Annotated in this window: 18 protein-coding genes and 2 pseudogenes; 11 read left to right on the forward strand and 9 right to left on the reverse strand. The window is 63.0% G+C overall.

The genetic code is table 11. From position 1 onward, the window contains the following. Both OCH239_RS23140 and OCH239_RS16725 read left to right on the forward strand, forming a co-directional pair. Window positions 1-237: hypothetical protein (locus tag OCH239_RS23140; RefSeq protein ID WP_211242008.1), on the forward strand; the 237-nt coding region annotated here is incomplete at its 5' end. Between the two features lie 82 nt (window positions 238-319). After that, window positions 320-1,225: an HNH endonuclease gene (locus OCH239_RS16725; protein ID WP_211242009.1), complete on the forward strand. Its 906-nt coding sequence runs from the start codon at window positions 320-322 to the stop codon at window positions 1,223-1,225. A 1,182-nt stretch (window positions 1,226-2,407) separates the two neighbouring features. Here OCH239_RS16725 and OCH239_RS16730 read toward each other — a convergent pair. Further along, the gene (locus tag OCH239_RS16730; RefSeq protein WP_162150011.1) at window positions 2,408-4,381 is read right to left on the reverse strand and encodes a J domain-containing protein; all 1,974 of its coding nucleotides are present in this window, start codon (window positions 4,379-4,381) and stop codon (window positions 2,408-2,410) included. 365 nt (window positions 4,382-4,746) lie between these two features. Between OCH239_RS16730 and OCH239_RS16735 the strand changes: the two genes are divergently transcribed. The 3 genes from OCH239_RS16735 to OCH239_RS16745 are packed head-to-tail and all read left to right on the forward strand — an operon-like array spanning window position 4,747 to window position 6,856. Beyond that, on the forward strand, window positions 4,747-5,073 hold the full coding sequence (locus OCH239_RS16735; protein ID WP_037265166.1) for a MotA/TolQ/ExbB proton channel family protein: 327 nt from the start codon (window positions 4,747-4,749) through the stop codon (window positions 5,071-5,073). Next, a complete protein-coding gene (locus OCH239_RS16740) occupies window positions 5,073-5,807 on the forward strand; it encodes a hypothetical protein (RefSeq protein ID WP_037265167.1) in 735 nt (244 codons plus the stop codon). Before OCH239_RS16735 ends, OCH239_RS16740 begins: the two co-directional genes overlap by 1 nt. Further along, window positions 5,789-6,856, forward strand: coding sequence for a pentapeptide repeat-containing protein (locus OCH239_RS16745; RefSeq protein WP_037265168.1), 1,068 nt, complete (start codon window positions 5,789-5,791; stop codon window positions 6,854-6,856). Before OCH239_RS16740 ends, OCH239_RS16745 begins: the two co-directional genes overlap by 19 nt. Before the next feature lie 367 nt (window positions 6,857-7,223). Here OCH239_RS16745 and OCH239_RS16750 read toward each other — a convergent pair whose 3' ends face one another. Continuing rightward, window positions 7,224-8,357, reverse strand: a complete 1,134-nt coding sequence (locus tag OCH239_RS16750) for an MFS transporter (RefSeq protein WP_244430380.1) — start codon at window positions 8,355-8,357, stop codon at window positions 7,224-7,226. Between the two features lie 174 nt (window positions 8,358-8,531). On the opposite strand from OCH239_RS16750, the gene OCH239_RS16755 reads away from it, so the two are divergent. After that, entirely contained in the window at window positions 8,532-9,512 is a 981-nt protein-coding gene (locus tag OCH239_RS16755) for a GlxA family transcriptional regulator (RefSeq protein WP_037265171.1), read from the forward strand. Window positions 9,513-9,686: 174 nt separating this feature from the next. Here OCH239_RS16755 and OCH239_RS16760 read toward each other — a convergent pair whose 3' ends face one another. From OCH239_RS16760 to OCH239_RS16775, 4 genes are all read right to left on the reverse strand, one after another. Beyond that, window positions 9,687-10,292: a LysE family translocator gene (locus tag OCH239_RS16760; RefSeq protein ID WP_037265173.1), complete on the reverse strand. Its 606-nt coding sequence runs from the start codon at window positions 10,290-10,292 to the stop codon at window positions 9,687-9,689. A 183-nt stretch (window positions 10,293-10,475) separates the two neighbouring features. Then, window positions 10,476-11,816: an MATE family efflux transporter gene (locus tag OCH239_RS16765; protein ID WP_037265175.1), complete on the reverse strand. Its 1,341-nt coding sequence runs from the start codon at window positions 11,814-11,816 to the stop codon at window positions 10,476-10,478. Between the two features lie 264 nt (window positions 11,817-12,080). Further along, window positions 12,081-12,425 carry a GNAT family N-acetyltransferase gene (locus tag OCH239_RS16770; RefSeq protein ID WP_244430381.1) on the reverse strand — a complete coding sequence of 115 codons (345 nt, stop codon included), beginning with the start codon at window positions 12,423-12,425 and terminating at the stop codon, window positions 12,081-12,083. Window positions 12,426-12,641: 216 nt separating this feature from the next. Next, entirely contained in the window at window positions 12,642-13,538 is an 897-nt protein-coding gene (locus OCH239_RS16775; protein WP_037265180.1) for a LysR family transcriptional regulator ArgP, read from the reverse strand. Window positions 13,539-13,788: 250 nt separating this feature from the next. Here OCH239_RS16775 and OCH239_RS16780 point away from each other — a divergent pair, with 250 nt between their 5' ends. Together OCH239_RS16780 and OCH239_RS21780 are read left to right on the forward strand one after the other, a co-directional pair. Then, entirely contained in the window at window positions 13,789-14,394 is a 606-nt protein-coding gene (locus OCH239_RS16780) for a LysE/ArgO family amino acid transporter (protein WP_037265183.1), read from the forward strand. Window positions 14,395-14,404: 10 nt separating this feature from the next. Beyond that, complete coding sequence (locus tag OCH239_RS21780) at window positions 14,405-14,926, forward strand: GNAT family N-acetyltransferase (protein ID WP_051489554.1); 522 nt, start codon at window positions 14,405-14,407, stop codon at window positions 14,924-14,926. Between the two features lie 26 nt (window positions 14,927-14,952). Here the strand turns inward: OCH239_RS21780 and OCH239_RS16790 are convergent, their stop codons facing one another. Beyond that, window positions 14,953-15,834, reverse strand: a complete 882-nt coding sequence (locus tag OCH239_RS16790) for an EamA family transporter (protein WP_037265187.1) — start codon at window positions 15,832-15,834, stop codon at window positions 14,953-14,955. Between the two features lie 84 nt (window positions 15,835-15,918). On the opposite strand from OCH239_RS16790, the gene OCH239_RS16795 reads away from it, so the two are divergent. Next, entirely contained in the window at window positions 15,919-16,407 is a 489-nt protein-coding gene (locus OCH239_RS16795; protein ID WP_037265189.1) for a MarR family winged helix-turn-helix transcriptional regulator, read from the forward strand. Here the strand turns inward: OCH239_RS16795 and OCH239_RS16800 are convergent. Then, window positions 16,404-16,796 carry a carboxymuconolactone decarboxylase family protein gene (locus OCH239_RS16800; RefSeq protein WP_037265192.1) on the reverse strand — a complete coding sequence of 131 codons (393 nt, stop codon included), beginning with the start codon at window positions 16,794-16,796 and terminating at the stop codon, window positions 16,404-16,406. The two genes, OCH239_RS16795 and OCH239_RS16800, sit on opposite strands and share 4 nt — an antisense overlap. Window positions 16,797-16,972: 176 nt before the next feature. On the opposite strand from OCH239_RS16800, the pseudogene OCH239_RS23375 reads away from it, so the two are divergent. Continuing rightward, window positions 16,973-17,625, forward strand: a pseudogene (locus OCH239_RS23375) (transposase); the annotation flags it as partial. Further along, window positions 17,625-17,745, forward strand: a pseudogene (locus tag OCH239_RS24000) (integrase core domain-containing protein); the annotation flags it as partial. The pseudogenes OCH239_RS23375 and OCH239_RS24000, both read left to right, overlap by 1 nt. A 10-nt stretch (window positions 17,746-17,755) precedes the next feature. On the opposite strand, the gene OCH239_RS16810 reads toward OCH239_RS24000, so the two are convergent. After that, complete coding sequence (locus tag OCH239_RS16810; protein ID WP_244430382.1) at window positions 17,756-18,547, reverse strand: aldo/keto reductase; 792 nt, start codon at window positions 18,545-18,547, stop codon at window positions 17,756-17,758. Window positions 18,548-18,665 lie beyond the last annotated feature (118 nt).

Raw genomic sequence — 18,665 nt, forward strand, 5'->3', positions numbered from 1 at the left:
GCCTTTTTCAGCAGCCTGTTAGGAGCACATCTTCGGGAAATGGCACCCGATTTCGAACGTATCCGACCAACGATTCGGAAGAATCCCAACGACCACGTGATGTCATGGGGCGCGGATCTCGCGGTCCTCATCGGCCCGCGTCACGAGGTTCGGCAGTTCTCGACGACCCACATTCTGTCCCGGCCGCAGGTCACACGGATTGTCGGGACATGGCTCGATCTGCTCGATGAGTCCTGACCTGCCTGGACGATCGGCCGGAACCGCGCGACGGTAAGGTCCTGAATTCTCTGGAGGCGCCGGCATGCCGGATAATGAGTCCATGGATGATGCGCTGAGGGCGGCGGCGTTCAGCCATGTCCGGGGCCTCGTCCAGCGCCACGGACTCATCACCTCCGAACATCTCAAGGCCGGTTTCAGCTTTCGCGGGGAGCGCGTTCCGCTCATCAATCCGCAGCGGGGCATCTTCAAACCCAGATCGATGCGCCACCTGCTCTCGATCCGGACCGTTTTCCCGAAGAAGGGGGCGAAGGTCTGGTACGATGATCAACGGCGGGTCCACGAGCAGATCTACGCCGGCAGCGAGACGGTCGATTACGCCTTCATGGGTGACAATCCCGATGCCGCCGACAATCGATGGCTTCGGGAGGCATACGACAACGCGATCCCGATCATCTATTTCCTGGGTGTCGCGCCCGGTCACTACCAAGCCTTGACCCCGGTCTTCGTGAGCGGATGGAACCCGTCCCTGCTCAAGGCTGACATCGTCTTCGGCGAGGAGCATACTTCAAGCGCGCCACAAGATGCGGTGGAGCGGCGTTACGGTCTCAGACAAGTCAAGCAGCGCCTGCATCAGGCAACATTCCGGGCCGCGGTCATGAGCGCCTATGGTGGACGCTGCGCTCTTTCCCGGCTCCCCGTGACCAGATTGCTGGACGCCGCGCACATCATGCCGGACGCAAACGAGGCTCTCGGCCAGCCCCTCGTGCAGAACGGCCTGCCGATGTCGAAGATCCACCACTCCGCGTTCGACAGCCAGCTGATCGGGATCGATCCGGATTTCCGGGTCCATGTCTCGCCCCAGCTCATGGAGGAAAACGACGGGCCCGTACTCGAGGCCATGAAAGAACTGCACGGTGATTTGATCCACCTGCCAGCCCGGTCGCGGGATTATCCCGACCGGGACCGACTGGCTGCGCGGTTCGCGGACTTCCAGGCGGCGTTCTGAGCATCCTGGAGGCGACAATAGACACCCTTGCAAGCGGCCCTGCCGACCGACTCAGATGAACCCGTTCTGCCGGAAAGAGTATTCCTGCCCTTTTCCGATGATGACGTGCCGCCACGTCCAAACGACGCCGTCTCGAAAGCCCGGCAGAGGTCCGCCTGCGGCCTTTCTATGTGTAGAAGCATCTGCCTGGTCAATGCTGATCAATGACTGAGCTGAAATTAAAAATACTTGACTGGCATGAGACGCTTCATGACACTTAGAAGGATCTGCCCCGCGTTGGCACGGCAGAATGGTTCTAAGGATTTAGGAGATGCGAGGCATCTTTCTTACTTGCCTAGCCATGATGACCCTTTCTCTTCCGGCAACCGCTCAAGAGGTCATTGCGGTATACGACGCACGGCTTGACCCACACGACCTCGTTAATTCTAAGGGTCAGCCCCTAGGCAGCGTGTGCGCCGCGGTTCAGCAAGACCGCGCAAACTATCACCGCTTTGGCAAGCGCGGACCAGTTGATGATCCCGATCCAATCTTTGCCGATAGGGCAATGCTGTCGCGGATCGCCTCGAACTGTCGTATAAAGCCGGGAAATGAACATCTACCCACCGCAGTCTTCAGAAACGGTGGATACGGTATCATCGTTAGGGTTGAAGTAATAAACAATAACGGATCGCTCCAAGTTCTTATCAGCGAACGGGCCGGATAACTATCATCGGTGTTCAGTCCCGGCATTCGGTGGATTGGATCAAGGATGAATTTCTCAAGCCATGATCGTTGATCCAGTTCCGGACGGCAATATGCGCATTGGCTTCCAACTGAAGGTCGCGCATTTTGGGAACGGCGCTGTAGTCGCCCGCAAGAGCCCTTTCAATATCAACCGCATGCGCGTTGTGCCCCCTCGATCAAGTTCGAGAAGTAGCAATCCATCGAACTGACCAGGTCGGCCAGCGCCGTTGCTATCGATTCCGGAAAGCTACTGCGGAAGGCCGCTGACTTTTCGTCAAGCTCAAGAGCAAGGTCGTTCAGTGCGCCCCCATGAGAAGACCCCTACTCACCATAAGAGGCTCACAAAGCCCTATACTTTTACCATCATCGCTGCGCAGATCTGAACTTCACGTTGGTCGCTTCCGTGGCCGGTTTGCGTGCTGGTGAGTAACGTTTCAGGCAACCTGTGACTTTCCGGGGTCACTCTAAGGGGACGTCCGGTGAGCGGGTCGCGACCGAGCCCCGGGGCGAGCGTGACGCGGGCTCCGCGAGGCCCCGGTACCGCGCGCGTTGCGTTCGGGTCTCGAGCACCAGGTCGTCGCCGTCGAAATGGGCCCGGCGCAGCGGCGCCTTGGTCAGGGCCACGCCGAGGCGGCGCCCGTCCGCGGTGAAAACCCGGACCCCGCGCGGCTCGACCAGCAGCACCCGATCGCCGGACACCAGCAGGTCGCTCTGACCGGAACAATCCTCGAGCGCCACAAGCTTGTCCCCGTCGAGCACGTAGAGACGGGTCGCGGTCATCACGTAGAGATAGGTCTCCGCCTCGACGATCCGGATCGGCACCGACCCGGTGTCGTAGATGGTGACCGGCCGTCCGCTGCGATCGACCCGGACGACATGACCCGAATAGGAGCCGAGAAGCGCGGTCTCTCCGGAACCGGAGAAGGTTGCCGCATAGATCCAGTCCGCCTGCGCGGCGGGGCCCATGCTGATGACGATCTCGAAGCTTTCGCCTCCCGTATCGCGGCCGTCGAGCGTCCCGGCATCGAGCCCGGTCAGCAGCTCTGCCGCGACGTTGACCGATTTCATCCGCTCCTCGGCCGTCGCGTTACCCGGATTGCGATCCGGGTGAAGCTCGCGGACCAGCTGGCGATAACGGGTGCGGATCTCATCGGGGCTGACCGGCATCTCGAGCCCGAGCGTCTCGAGCGCATCGCCGATCTCCCGCGACGTCCCGATCCCCATATCGATCCTGATCGGTTCCGGCTCGCTCGCCGGCATCCGAACACCCCAGAGAAGCTCGCCGCCGCGCGTCACGCACCAGGCCTCGTCCACATGCGTGAAGAGATACCGATCGCGGTCCGGGGTGAGCGCAACGCAGCGCAACTCCCGGTGGAGCCCTTCGAACGCCAGGCCGAGACGGTCCCGGTTTGCCGCCACCTCGGGCGCAAGAGACAGGTCGGTCTCGAAATCGACCCGCCCGTCGCCGTCGTAGACGGTCAGCACGTTGCTCTTCGAGAGCCCCGCGAAGCCATCTCCGTCCGGATGGACAGCCATCCGGTAGACGTCCCGGCGAAGCGCGGTGGTCACGCGCGCAGCGCCTGCCCCGTCAGAGAACCGGACCGCGCCCGGCGCGCCATGCGCCGCGTCCGACTTCCCGAGATCGTCGACGGATATCGTCCCGCCGGCGGTAGTGAAGTCACGCCGGAAGGCCGGGTCCGGCCGGTCGGCCTTGGCGATCGGCTCGACCGTGATCTCGCTCCAGGCCCCCGCGGGATCCGAAAAGGCCTCCTCGGTCCGGGGAAGACCCGGCGGGTTCTTCCAGGCGCTCGGAGAGGGCGGAAGCGGCACGATGGAGATCCGCTGCGGGTCGAGCTCGCGCGGCCTGGCGGCACGGCGCTCACGCCTGTGGCTGCCCGGAGCCTCGGGCTCGCGGTAGATGGCAGCTTCCGCCTCGGGCGGCATCTCCGCGCCCGCCGGGTAGAGCGCATGCGTCTTGCCGCTCGGCGCCCTTCGGATCTCTCCGGCCTTCTCGAGATACGCGACCAGCTGGCTGGCCCTGCGGGCATCCCAGATCCCCTGCTCGTCTTTCAGCTTGTTCTGTAGCATGCCCGGTTTGGAAGAAACGACTTGCCTGATCCGCTCGAAGACAACCAGGTCCCGGTCATGACGATCGATGTCGGTCCGGTACTCCTCGAGGATTTCGAAGTCTCGGACCAGCTTGCGCATCTCGCCGAGCCCCTCTTCGTCGCGCATGATCGCCAGCATCGTCCCGCCCTGCTGCAAGGTCGGAAATCGCGGGACAACGTCCGGCTTGGCGCGACGGGCCGACCGGGCCCACTGCCTGATCTCGGAGAGGCTGTCCCGCACCAGGGCGGCCGCGTTCGCGTAATCCTGGCTGCCGACGGAGAGGGTGAACGCCTGCAGGATTTCGAAATAAGCCGGACTGGGCATGCCGGGTATCTGCACCCGTCCGTGTCCCGCTCCCGGGTCAGACCCGCGCCCGGCGTCGCTGGAGGAGGACGCATCTGCGCGCGCGGCGGTCATCCCCGGCTCGGCGCGCCCACCGGCCGGATCGGCCCTGCCGGGCCAGCCGAAGAGCTTTCGCAGAAAACCGGCCATGGCGTCCCTCGCTACAGATCCCGGTCCGACCGTCTTGCGGATCCCGGCGCAAATCAAGCGGGAAAGACAAAGGGCCCGCCTTGCCATTAGGCTTTCATATTATCTTTTTTCGCAAACTTCGGTCATGCCTTGTGGTGCGCGGCGTCGAACAAAGCTACACGGCCAATGCCAGGTTCCTAACCTCTATCGCCGAAATGATGGACACGCTCATCAACGCGGTCCCTGAGGGGGGGGGGGCGCATCGACGTGAGATCCTCGGCACGATGATCGGCGGCGCCCTTGTCGGCACTTTCCTCGGCGTGTTCCTGGCATATTGCGTCGTGCAGCCCATCGCCGAGCGGGTGAAGGCGATCGAGGAGGTCGATTTCTGCTTCTCGAAAGTCATCCGGGACGTTGTCGTGGCGGTCACGCAGCAGCACCCGCCGCAGATCTGCATCGAGATCGGACGGGGCAACATCCCAGAGCGGCTGCGGCCGACCTTCGACCAGGTCAACGAGCTGCAGCGGGGCGCCGCGAAGGAGTGATGGCATCCCGCGAGGCCACCTACGCGCTGCTTGCGCGCCTGCACAGCCAGGAGATGGAGGCGCAGGCGGGCGAGCTCGTCGCCCTGCAGGATGAGGCGATCCGGCTGGAAGACGAGCGCGCCGCACTCGAGGCGAGCCGGCGCGAGTCGGCCTGCGTCACGATGATCGAAGCCATGCCGTACCGCGCCCACTTCCTCTCCATGATGCGCCGGGAGAGCCAGCGCATTTCGGACGAGCTCGATACGCTTGCCGAGCGGATCGAGACGCAGCGGGACCAGGTCCTTGCCCGCTACCGCGATGCGCGATCGTCCGAAGCACTCGAGCGTGATGCCCGGGCGCAAACGCGCCGCGATCGCGACCGCAGGGCGCAGGGCGCAGGGCGCAGAATGAGATCGACGAGACGATCCTGCTGCGCCGCCTGCGCACCCGCGGATGACCCGCCTGAACATCACCCGAAAGACCTCCACAAGCGCAGGCCCGACCGGTCCGTCTACGGCCGAGCGGCCTTGCGGGGCCTGAGATGGCAGGGTCTGCCGGGCGGCCGGTGGTCCCGGTCGCTGGACGCCAGCTGCTTTGCGAGGCGCTTGATCCGGGGCCCGCTCTGGATAAGGGTGATCGCAGTCGACATTCATGAGTTGCATTGGTGTGGGGGTGGACATGTGCCAACAGGAAGTGTGCATCGGAAGGCGCGAATGAACTCGACCTTCGCGCCAGAATGTTCGCCCCGATCATGAGGATCCGGCAAGCCATTTTAGAGAGAGTCTCTCGAATTGACTCCGTCGTTCAGCGGATTGAAGCGTGGGGAGTTCTTCTTGGCGTTGCAGGCCTCCTCGTAGGTGTTGTCGGCTACTTTGGCGAGCGTGAGGCCAGGAAAGACGACAGAATAAATCGCGCGGTCAGTCAGCTTGCCTCCGGCTACGGGCGGACGAGCGCAATGACAATCCTCAGCGACTACTCGGTAGACACCGTGGCGCTCAAGGCCGAAAACGCGCATGTATCCGACGCGGTTCTCGGTGACTTCGATCTATCGCACTCGGACTTCCGGGGGTCTTTTTTTAGAAACGTAAGTTTTTCAAGCGTTGATTTGAGTTTTGCCAGGTTCGAGGACCTGAAAGCGGAGGGACTGAGGATAGGTTACCTCAGTGCCGTCGCCACGTCTTTCAGAGGCTCTACTCTGGATGGAATAAATTTCGGATGTGTCATGTCACGGGAGATCGATTTCTCGAATTCCGATATAGAATCCTTGAGCCTTCTTCGCGGTAACTTTCAGTCGGCAAGTTTTGCAGGTGCCACCATTCGCTCCTCTTACTTCATGAATTCAGGCCTTGCGGGAGCGAACTTTCAGGGCGCAAGGCTTTTTGACGTGAACTTTTCCGGCTCGGGCCTTGCCGCCGCGGATTTCTCGAACGCAGTGTTCGAAAGGAGGAGGGGCATAATGGCAGGCCTTGGCGTCATGCCGGACAAGTCGGTCAATTTCACTGATGCCTATTTGATAGACGCGACGATCGACGGAAATCTCCTGGAGGGAGCGCTTCTGTGCAATACCACCCTGCCCGATGGAGCGATTTCAGACAGAGATTGCGATACCCCTGGTCCTGAAAGGCTCGACCTGACTGACGGGATCAACGCGACCGAGAAACTCATTCTCGATGGAAATCGGCTTCTTTCAGAGCGAAGCTTCCCCGAAACCGCGGAAACTTGCCAGACAAGCGAACTATTTGCCGACCTGATTTACCCGCATTTTCCGGATTTTGCACTCCAAATAAGAGACAGAAGCCGATAGGGTTCTGTATTTATAATGCATGTACGGTTGATGTAGAAGGTGGTGAGCGCCCTGCGGTTTACGAGTGTCGGGTCTGCATGAGCTCTGCGATCATGCGGAGGCCGCGCCGTCCCCCTCCGATTTCGGCAGCGTCAGCGGCACGCCGGCCTCCAGCAGGAGCCCGTAGAGGGCGGCGAAGGATTCCTCGCTGCTCTGCGGCTCGTGTGTCCACTGCCCGAGGAATTCCGATGCCAGCTTCGCGAAGCGGATGGCCGCCTCAAAATCGCGGCTGCCATTAGCCGCACTGACTCAGTTTCCTGCGCGAGAGCGTCTCGGAAAATCGAGCGGCTCTTTGCGCACCAAGCATCGCCTAAACCGGCTTCACAGGCTACCGGAAGGTCTTACGTCGCAGGTCTGAGGGTTGCCGTCCCAGCAAGAGCACCCAAAGCAGCGCGACGGCCAGGACCGGGAGACCGGCGAGCGCGAGGATCGTCCAGCCGAACTCGACCACGATGGCGCCCGAGGCGAACACGCAGATCGTAGCTGCCAGCGCGATCAACGTGTCGTTCGTGCCTTGCACGATGGCGCGCTCGTCGGCCGACACCGCGCTCGCGAGCATCGCTGTGGCCCCGATGAAGCCAAAGTTCCAGCCGATCCCCAGCACGATCAGCGCGCCGTAGAAGTGATGCGCGGACATGCCGCTCGCGGCCAGCAGCGACGAGGCGGAGAGCAGCAGCAGTCCCGTGACAACGACAGGCACAGTGCCGACGCGCTTGATGACGACGCCGGTGAAGAAGCTTGGCGCAAACATCGCGATCACATGCCAGCGCACAACGTCACCCGCCACCGCCTCCGAATAGCCCGCCCCTGTCATGGCGAGGGGCGTGGGTGCCATCAGCAGCACCATGATCCCTTGCGACACCGCGCCCGCGATCACCGCCATGAGCACGGGGCCGCGGCGCAGGATCGCAAGCAACGCCTGGCCATCAAGGCGGGGCCGGCTCGCCGGCACGGTCGCGCGGGGTACGCGGACAAAGGCGAGCGGCAGCAAGCCGATCAGCGTAATCCCGCAGATCGCCGCATATGCGCCCGCCAACGGCGTCGGTGCGAACAAGTCCTTGGTCCAGATGAACACCTGCGGCCCGACGAAGGCCGCGATCAGCCCTGATGTCAGCACGAGCGAGATCGCGACCGGCCGCCAGCTCTCGGTCACCACTTCGGCGGCGGCGAAGCGGAAGTAGAGGTAGCACGCGAGAGCCGCGCCAAACGCGAGGTGTGCGGTGAGCAGCAGCGCGAAGCTCGACCAGACGAGAGCGAGCGCTCCGGCGAACCCACCTGCGATGGCGAGCGCGCCGCCGACCACAAACCCCACCCTCCGCCCGTAGCGCCCCATGAGCAGAGACAGCGGACCGGTGGCGACAAGCCCGGCGAATGTCTGGACGGAGGGCGGCAGGGTCGCAAGGGCGGTGGACGGCGCAAGCAACAGTCCGGCCAGCCCGCCAAGGATGATGAGCATGGGCATGGCGGCGGTGAGGATCGTGTTCGCCGCCAGCAGACCGATGAAGTTCGCGTTCGATCGCGCTGAGATAGGTGGGTCGATGGGCGCAGGGGCGGACATTGTGGGCCGGAGGTTGCTTGACGTTGCCTCCTCCTTACCAATGGACTAGCTGTCCAGAACGACAATTCGACATCGATTATGGACACCCCGCTCAGAACCCGCGCCATCGACGTGTTGCTCTACGACGGCGTCAACGCGCTCGACGTCTCCGGCCCCGTGCAGGCGTTCGACGTCGCGCGGGTCGATGGCCGGCGCCTGTACGAGCTGCGCTACGTTTCGGTCGACGGCGGATCGGTGCGTTCGTCCTGCGGTCTGAGACTCGGAGCAGATGACGTACTCGCCACAGACGGCGCCGGGCGGGACATTCTCGTCCCGGGCGGTTCTGGCGTCGATGCCCTGCTGTCCGACGAGCAGGTCCTCGAAGCGCTACGGTCGCGGATCGCATCCGAAGGCGACGCGCGGATAATCTCGGTATGTTCGGGAGCGCTTGTGCTGGCCGCTGCCGGCGTTCTCGACGGGCGCATGGCTACAACCCACTGGTCGCGCGAACCGGACACCCGCCGCTTCCCCCACATCGAGTGGAATCTTGACCGGATCGCTGTATCCGGCGAGCGGGTCTTTACGTCCGCAGGCGTGACGACCGGCATCGACTTGGCGCTCGCGATCATTCGCGAGGACGGGGGTCACCGGACCGCTCTGACGGTCGCGCGCGAGCTGGTCGTCCAGTTGAGGCGCACGGGCGGGCAGAGCCAATACGCCATGCATCTTGCCGGACAGATTGCGGGCGGGCACGGCGTCTCGCACCTGATCGAGACCGTCATAAGCGAACCCGCGCGCCGATGGAGGCTCGATGACATGGCCAAGGAGGCCGGGATGAACCCCCGCACGCTCACGCGCCATTTCCAGGCCCATCTCGCGACCTCCCCTACCCGCTTTGTCGAGCGGGTGCGCATCGACCACGCCCGCGGCCTTCTGGACGCGGAACTGCCATTGAAGCGGATCGCCCGCGAGGCCGGGTTCGGCGACCTCCAGCGCATGCGCCGTGCTTTCCAGCGCCGCTACGGTGTCAACGTCGCGGAGTACGTGGCGATGTTCGGAAACGAGGCAGTGGCCCGCTAGGTCGCATCTTTCGAGGACATGTATACCGTTCCGCTTCCCGCATCCCCGAGACTGCCTGAAATATGCAAGGATCAAGTAAGGTCTGACCGCCGTCGCGGACAGAGCTGTTGCTGTTTTCCTGTCCGGCAGGCCAAACGCGCGATTGTGTGCTGGCCGAACTTTCGGCTCAACTTTTTACGCCTCTCGAGCAAGCCTGAGGCCGAAAGAGACGAGAAGCAGCCCGGTGGCACCGTCGATCGTCCTTCGCACGATCCGTTTGAGCAGAATGCGGCGGGCGAAGTCGATCAGAAGCGTCAGGGTGATCAGGAACAGCGTGCCGAGCAGGGGCACCATCATTGAGAAGAGAACCCACTGCACTACGGGCGCTGTCGAGCCGACGAACTGCGGCAAGAGGGCGAGATAGAACACGAGCATCTTCGGGTTGGTGATGTTACACAGGACGCCGTCCCGAAAGCCCAGGAGTGGGCCTTGTGCCGACCTCTCGGGTGCGTCGCCATAGTCCCCGCGAACCGCCGATATCAGCGAACTGAAACCCATCCATAGCAGGTATGCGACACCAAGCCATCTGATTGTCTCAAAGACGGGCTGCGATGCGACGATCACAGCCCCAATGCCGAGGGAGGCAAGAAGAGCCTGAACAGACGACGCCGTACCGATTCCGATGGCGGTCGCCAAACCGGCGACACGCCCCTTCGCCAATGTATTCCGCAGCACCATCAGCTGGTCGACGCCGGGGATGAGAACGACCATCAGAACGATGGCGAGGAATTCCAGAGGCATGAATAACTCCGTCTTTCGGTCAAGCTATAACCTCCGCGACCCCGACGGGTTTCTTGTCCCACTTATCAGCTCGCGTCCTGCGCCTGAGACTTTGCATCGCCACGTCTATGCGGGCTTGTGATCGACTTACGCCGAGATACAGCGCCGCAGCCTGCATCCTGCGATAGCCTTTCTATCTCCACTTCACTCTGCGCGGCGTATAAGCTCCGAACAGTTGAACGCCATCGCGCCAAGCAGTATGGCCGCGGAGGTCAATCCGCCGCAGAACCCCGTCCAGATGCCGGGTGCGCCGAGACCCGCCAGTTCAGCCAAAACGAGTCCCCCGCCCAGACCGACAGCCCAGTAGCATGTCGTACTGAGCACCATAGGCAGTACGGTTCGCCGCAACCCGCGTAGCGCGTGCATGAAAACGATTTGCCATGCGTCGAAGAGGAAGATTGGCGCGGTCCAGCGCAGGACCTGCGACATCAAGGCCCGTCCGTCCGGGGACGTCTCGGCTCCCGAGAACAGCGCCACCGCCGACTCCGTGAAGACGCCAACCATCAATGCGAGGCTCGCCGCGGCAAGTCCGGACACGCCTACGCCTATATTGAGCAATCGCCGAAGGTCTCCACCAGCAGCTCGGGCGGCGGCGAGCCGAGCTGCCAATACTTCGCCCACGGCTCCGCTTGCGGCGTAGTTCAATTCCATCACCGCAAAGACAACGGTCCCCGCCGCCAGCCAGAGGACGGAGTGCAGACCCAGAAGATAGAGGACGACCACGAACAGGACGCTTTCGAGGGCCTGCTGCGCGCCGGCAGCCCATCCGAGACGGATGATCTCACCCGCACTTCGGCAGACCTCTTGCGCCCGGATGGCACCAAAGCGCACGAACCCGGACCTCTGGACATGGATCAGCAGACCTAACGCGGCGGCCCCGTTGACCGCGACCGTGGCCCAGGCGGCACCGGCTACGCCGAGGCCTTCCCACGCCCAAAGCCCATGGACGAGGACGATGCTGAGGGCGAGGTTCCCGAGGACGATACCGACGGAGAACCAGGCAACGGCAACCGTGCGGCCCACGGCATTCAGGACATTCTTCAGGGCCGCAAAGAGAAACGCCGGCACGAGCGCCCAGGCGAACACCGTGGCATAGGCATCGAAGTCCGCGACCAGGTCGGCGTCATATCCGCTGGCGGCGAGGATCGGGTTCGCGCCCCAAGCGATGCAGATGGCCATTACGACCAAAGGCACCGCCACGAGGATCGAGGCGACCACCACCCGGCCACAAGTTTCGGGATCGGATCGTTCGGCCATCAGGACCGTGCCGATCGAGAGAACCGCAAAGCCGACCACCATGACGGACAACAGGATCGTCTTGGCCAGTCCCACTGCGGCAAGGGGGGTGGTGCCAAGCGCTCCGACCACTGCGAGATCGGTCAGCCCGACGAGGATTTCGGTCAGGTAGAATGCGCCGATCGAAAGAGCCGTTCGGACGATAGAAAAAGCCGTGACGGTCGTGGAGGACGACGCAGAGTTGGACATGCGGGCACCCGTGCGATTGCACGGTCACCCAAGGAGCTGATGACCAAGGACCACCGACATCACACGGCGGGGCAGCTTACCGCCCGGGAACATAGCACGACGCGTGATGATGCCGCCAACTTAGAATCTGATGGATGCACAGAGGTCCCTCGACCTCAACCAGTGACGCGGGTTCGGAAAGCCTGGAATGGGCCCCCCGCTCCGGATCAGAGCCTGCTCCCAGGCACTTGCAGGGTCCGGCGGAAGCGCCCGAAGTTCATCCGGTCAGGAGAGCGGCTTCTCCAAATACACGCGATTAAAGCCGTCTTCGGACTGGCGACCAGTCTCCACGTAGCCGAGGCGTGGATAGATCGACAGGTTCTCGGTCATCTTCTCGTTGGTATAGAGGCGCACCGTGCGCGCGCCACGCTGCCGGGCTTCCATCTCGCAGAACCGAATGAGCTCCTTGCCGACGCCGCGACCGGCGGCGTCTGGAAAGACCGCCACGTTTTCCAGAATGACGTTCCCCTGGTCCTCGTAGAAGACCACGAAGCCCAGAATGTTGTTTTCCAGGTCCACAGCGACGTGGACGTGCCCAGCCTCGATCTGCGACGCGTAATCGGCATCCATCGGGGCGGGTCTTCGGCCGATCACCGACACGTACCGCGTATATGCTGCCTCGGCGCAGGCCCGAATGCGCGGCTCGTCCGCTGCCTCAGCTACACGTATCATGCCGATCGTCCCATCCGTCCAAGCTGTTCTGTTCTTCGCATCGGCAGCTCTTGGTGAAGGGCAAAACCATCTTAAGCATCCCACGACCGAAGAGGCGTTTACGATAATCGAAGGTCACCATAGCGCATCTCGAGCAACCCGCCGAATGCTGCCGGACAACTCGGTCAGAAGATCGGCGGTCAGGCGACTGATCTGCCAATAGAGCGGGATGTCCACGCCCCTGCCCGGAACCACGTCGACAAGTGAGCCCGCCGCGAGATGTTCCGCCACGAGGGGCTCCGGGTTCATCCCCCAGCCCATGCCGCAGAGAGCGGCGTCCACGAAGGCTGCCGATGAGGGAAGGCGGTGAACGGGTGGCTGAACCGGATGCCCGACCTGATCCGCCAGCCATCGGTTCTGCAACGCGTCCTTCCGGTCGAAGACCAGGCACGGCGCCGCGGCCAGCACCTCTGCTGTCACGCCGTCCGAAAAGTGCCGCGCCATGAAGTCAGGGCTTGCCGTCGCACGGTACCTGAGCGCGCCGAGCGGCTGGATGTCACAGCCGACGGCCGGATCCGCGTTTGCGGTCACAGCGGCGTCAGTCTCTCCCCTCACAAGCCAATCTTTGGCATGGTCCTGATCCTCGATGGCGATGTCGAGAAGGACACCGGTGCGGGTCGTGAACCGTGCGAGCGCCGGCATGCACCATGTCGCCAGGCTGTCGGCATTCACGACGACACGCGCCCGCGCCTGTTGGTCGCCACCGTTTCCAGCTGCCAGCGCAGGGTGGGTCGCACCAAGATCCATCTCGAGGAGCTGTATCCGCTCCACGTGCCGACAAACACGCCGCCCGACCTCCGTCGCATGGCAGGGGGCTCCGCGAACGATCAGCGCGGCCCCGGTGCGCTCCTCGAGCGCCTTGACTCGATGCGAGACAGCGGACGGCGTGATGCCGAGCCGTGCCGCAGCCCTGTCGAAGGAGCCTTCCAAACAGATGGCGTAGACAGCCTCGAAGGCAGGGTAGTCGATCATGCTGAAAACTCGTCCCGTTCGCCGCAGCATCCTGAATTCAGCTCAGGCTGCGTGACAAGTCCTCATTCGATTTCATGATCAGGAACCGCTAATCCGCCAGCGACGATCAATCGGACGGAAGACAGCGAATGCAGCCTTGCCTGAGACAGCAGCGATTGGATCGACGTGCCTCATACGCGGTTTCCCGAGCCAGAGTCGGACAGGACCGTGCTCCTACCCGAGGTCGGCGCGAATTCGCTAGCGCGGCACGATGACCGCCGCTCTTTCGGGGTTTGGCATCGGCCTGACGCTCATCTTGGCTATCGGATCGCAGAACGCCTTCGTGCTCCGGCAGGGCCTACGCGGTGAGCACGTGGCCGCCGTTTGTTTGACCTGCGCGATCTCGGACGCGATCCTGATCACGCTTGGCGTCGGCGGGTTTCAAGCGGTAGTCGCCAGAACCGAGTGGATCGAACCGGTGTTTCTCGCACTGGGTACCGGGTTCCTGATCCTCTATGGCGCGCGGAGCCTCTGGAGTGCCGCGAATTCCACGTCTGCCCTCACTCTGGGCGAGCAGGGTCAATCAAGCCTACTGGCAACGCTCGGCATCTGTCTCGCGCTGACCTGGCTCAACCCGCATGTCTATCTCGACACGGTAATCTTCCTCGGCGCGGTCTCTACGGGCTATCCCGGCGAAGAAACGGCTTTTGCCCTCGGCGCGGCTACAGCCTCTTTCACATTCTTCTTCGCTCTCGGCTACGGAGCCCGCATCCTCCGGCCCGTGTTTGCCAGCGCCCGAGCCTGGCGCATTCTGGACCTGCTGGTCGGCCTGCTGATGTGGACCATCGCCGCAAAGCTCATAGTCGAGGCGACCTAGTGAGAGTCGCATGACACGCCCTGACCAGCCAGGAGTCACCGAGGCAAGCCTGCCTGAGGTCAAGATCCGCACGGCGGAGTTCCAGGACCTCGACACGCTCACACCGCTCTTTGAGGCTTTCTTCGCAGAAGACGGGATTTCCGTCGAACCCGCGGCCATCAGGACAAACCTAGATCGTATGCTGCGAGACGATCGCGCATGTTTCTTCGTTGCCGAGGCGGACACGGGCATCGTGGGCATGGTATCCGGAAGCCTCACCTTCGGGGTGGAGTTTGGCGGCGCCGCCGAGGTCGAAGACCTGTACGTCGCACCAAGATTTCGCGGATTGGGCGTTGCGAGAACGCTAATGAAACGCGTCCTGCAATGGGCGGATGATAAGGGAGCCTCTGAGATAATTCTGGTGATCACGCCGGAAGCCGAACGTACTCAGGGTCTCACGCGGTTCTATGAAAGCTTTGGTTTCAGAAATTCTCAAAGAATTACAATGTACAAAAGCGCTCTCAGATCGACACCTCTGACGTCAAACTCTTAATCGATATGATAGATTTGCCTCGTCTACTAGGCCCGCTGCGGCGGCGCAGCTGTCTCAGGCTGCGTTTTCTGAGACCTCTGCCCGAACCACGCACTGGCGATCGCAAGGACCATGCCAAACGATTGAAGCGGGTTGAGCGTCTGGTCCAAAATGAACCAGCCTAGCAGGACCGCCGCAACGGGGCTCAGTCGCCCGAGGGGGGAAACGGCCGAAGGCCCGAGCAACGCGATCCCCCGGAACCAGAGAATGTAGGTCATCGCCCCGCCGACGAGTCCGAGATAGGCGAAGCCGGCCACGTTGGACACCGAGAGTGGTGGCAGTGGCGGCTCGAACATCAGGGCGGCGGGAAGCAGAAGGATGCCCCCCGCAGTGAGCTGCCACGCGGTGAGAGTGAGCGGTGAGACCGGGGGCTGCCATGTCTTCGTCAGAACTGTACCGAGCGCCATGGAGCTTGCCCCGCCAAGCGCGGCAAAGATGCCCACGGTATCCAGTGCCGCCTCCGGCGTGAGAACGAGAAGGCCGACGCCTACGACGCCCACGATGCCCGCGATCAGTCCGGTTCTGGCTATCGGCTGCTTCATCATGTGGCGTGCCAGCACGAGTACGATCAGGGGCTGAACGGCACCGATCGTCGCCGCGACCCCTCCCGGCAGGCGGTAGGCCGAGACGAATAGAAGCCACCAGAACACGGAAAAATTCAGCGCACCGAGAACGAGGGCACGGACGATCCACCGCCCATGTGGAAGCGAGCGGACTACCAGGAGCAGCAAGAGACCGGCCGGCAACGCTCTGAGCATGGCGGCCGTGATCGGATAACCTTCTGGCAGAAGCTCGGTCGTGACGATGTAGGTGCTGCCCCACATTGTGGGGGCGAGCGCGGTCAGAAGGACATCAAGCGATCGAGGCATAGGGGACTCCACGGCATTATCTTGACGTCAAGACAAACGTATTTGTCTTGACGTCAAGATATCCCCCTTTCTACTGTCCACCGCATGGATGCTGTCGATCGAATTCTGAAACAGTGGGCCACCGCGCGGCCCGATCTGGATACCTCCGCTATGGGTCCGATCGGCCGCCTTTCGCGTGTCTTCCATCACCTTACCCGGCGTATGGGGGAGACCTTCGCCCGGCACGGGCTGAACGCAGCGGGCTTTGATGTGCTTGCGACTTTGCGCCGGTCTCCGCCGCCTCACGCACTCTCGCCCGGCGAGCTGATGTCCTCCATGATGATCACCTCCGGGACGATGACGAACCGGGTCGACCAGCTCGCCAAGGCTGGCCTTGTTACGCGGCGGTCGGACGCGAGAGATGCGCGCCGCGCGGTGGTCGAACTGACCGACGAGGGGCACAAGTTGATCGACGCTGCGCTGGCCGATCACGTGGAAACGCAAAAATCGCTTCTGACCGTCCTGTCGTCGGACGAGATCGCCCAACTGGACGCCGCTCTGTTCAAGCTGATGAAAGCTGCCGAAGACAGCTAGCGGTCGCTCTGCTCGACCGCCTCAAACGCCTTCTTGGCCGCGGTGATCGCGTTCATGCAGGCGGGCACACCGGCGTAGACAGAGGCTTGCAGAACGATCTCGACGATCTCCTCCCGGCTCACGTCGGTGTTCATCGCCGCGCGCATGTGGAACTCGAGTTGCCCCTGCGCTGTGCCCATAGCTGCGAGCATCGCAACCGTCAGCATCTCCCGAGCCTTGAGATCGATCCCGTCGCGGGCGACGATGTCCGCGAACGCATATCCGAGAACGAGCTCTGCGGTGTCCTGGTGGAACGCGTTGAGGTTGCCCTGCACCTGTTCGGGCGCGCCCGGTTCAAGTTGCTCAAGAAGGGAGAGCGCGCGGGTCAGGCGATCGGATGTGTCGCTCATGCGTCCACTCCCTTCATGCCCTCGGCAGTATACCGAGCGCCTGCGACCGGCCGGTGTGCGAGCTCGGCGTCGATATCGGCGAAATCGTCCTCCGAAAGCGACACGTTCACCGTGCTGTGACCCCCGGTTTTCCCTCCATCTGATGATAGAGTCCGGCCCTATAAGAGGACCGGAAGATGAAGAGATCGAAGTTCAGCGAAGAGCAGATCATCGCGATTCTGCGGGAGCAGGAAGCGGGCGCGAAGACTGCTGACGTCTGCCGCAGGCACGGGATCAGCAGCGCGACGTTCTATACGTGGAAGAGCCGGTATGGCGGCATGGATGTGTCTGACGTGAAGCGGCTGAAGGCGCTCGAGGAAGAGAACGCCAAGCGCAAGCGGCTCTACGCGGATGCGATGCTCGATAATACTGCGCCGAAGGATTTGCTCGGCCGAAAGTGGTGACGCCCGCCGCGAAGCGGCTTGCGGTCGCCCGGCTTGTGCAAACGCACGAGATGAGCGAGCGGCGGGCGTGTCACCTGATCGGCGCTGATCGGTCGATGATCCGGTATTGCGCCCGGCGGCCCGAGGATGCCGCGCTCCGGGACCGTATGCGCGACCTTGCCGGGGAGCGCCGGCGGTTCGGCTATCGGCGGCTCCACGTTCTGCTGCGCCAGGAAGGCCTCGTGGAGAACCGCAAGAAGACTGAGCGCATCTATCGCGAGGAGGGATTGTCGGTGAAGCGCAGGCGGGGACGCAAGAAGGGTCGCCATCGTTGCGCCATCGGTCCGAGCGACGATGGCGACGGCACGCGGGCACCGATCCTCGTGGAAGCGGTGCCGAACGCCCGCTGCGTGACGAACTCCTCAACGAAACCCTGTTCGTCAGCCTCGATCACGCTCGCGACGCCACCGCCCGGTGGGTCGCCGATTACAACTCGTGCCGGCCGCATTCCGCGCTCGGCTACATGCCACCGACGGCCTATGCCGCCAAGCTCACCGCAATGGACGATCCCCTCCGCGCACCTGAAACGCTGCGCGGATCGCCCATTGCTCCACCGGCGCACCCGCGCCAAGCTGACCGCCAGGCTCCGGCTTCGGGTGGATGAAGATTGGGGGTCACAGCAACCGCACCGACATTATCACGCAGGTATTTCGGCTGCTTCGTGCCGGGGCTCGGGACGATGTCCCGCCCTTGCGCGAGCAGCCACGCGAGCGCCAGTTGCGCCGGCGTGCAACCCTTCCGCTCCGCCATCATCGCGACGAGATCGGCAATCCGGCGGTTCGCCTGCGCCGCCTCGTCCTGGAACCGCGGGAGCGAGGCGCGGAAATCCCCGTCCTCGAACTGCCCGTCCTGAAAGCGGCCTGTCAGGAAGCCGCGACCGAGCGGAGAATACGGGACGAACCCGATGCAAAGCTCGCGGCAGGTTGACAGAACCTCTGCTTCGGGGCCGCGGGACCAGAGCGAACATTCGGTTTGAACCGCCGAGACCAGGTGAACGGCGTTCGCGCGCCGGAGCGTCTCGGCACTTACCTCCCAGAGACCGATCCGTGCCAATTTTCCCTCGTCCACGAGGCCCGCGAGGCCCTCCATCCTTTCCTCGACGGGCCGATCCTTATCCACCCGATGAACATAGTAGAGGTCGATCTGCTCCACGCCGAGACGGCGCAGGGAGGCATCGCATATCTGCCGCGCACAGTCCGGCCCGTTGTCGAGACTTCGCCGGTACTCGCTCGGGCTAAGGACGATTCCCGGGTTTGACGCAGCCTCCAACGACCGCTTCCGTGATCTGCGCCGCGACGCAGAACTCCGCTTGCTGCGGCCGCGAGCGCCTCATTGTCATGTGCAGTTGTATCGGTTGGCCGGCCGAACCACCGGAAAGTCTGCGATG

This window comes from Roseivivax halodurans JCM 10272, from assembly GCF_000521785.1.
Classification (GTDB): domain Bacteria; phylum Pseudomonadota; class Alphaproteobacteria; order Rhodobacterales; family Rhodobacteraceae; genus Roseivivax; species Roseivivax halodurans.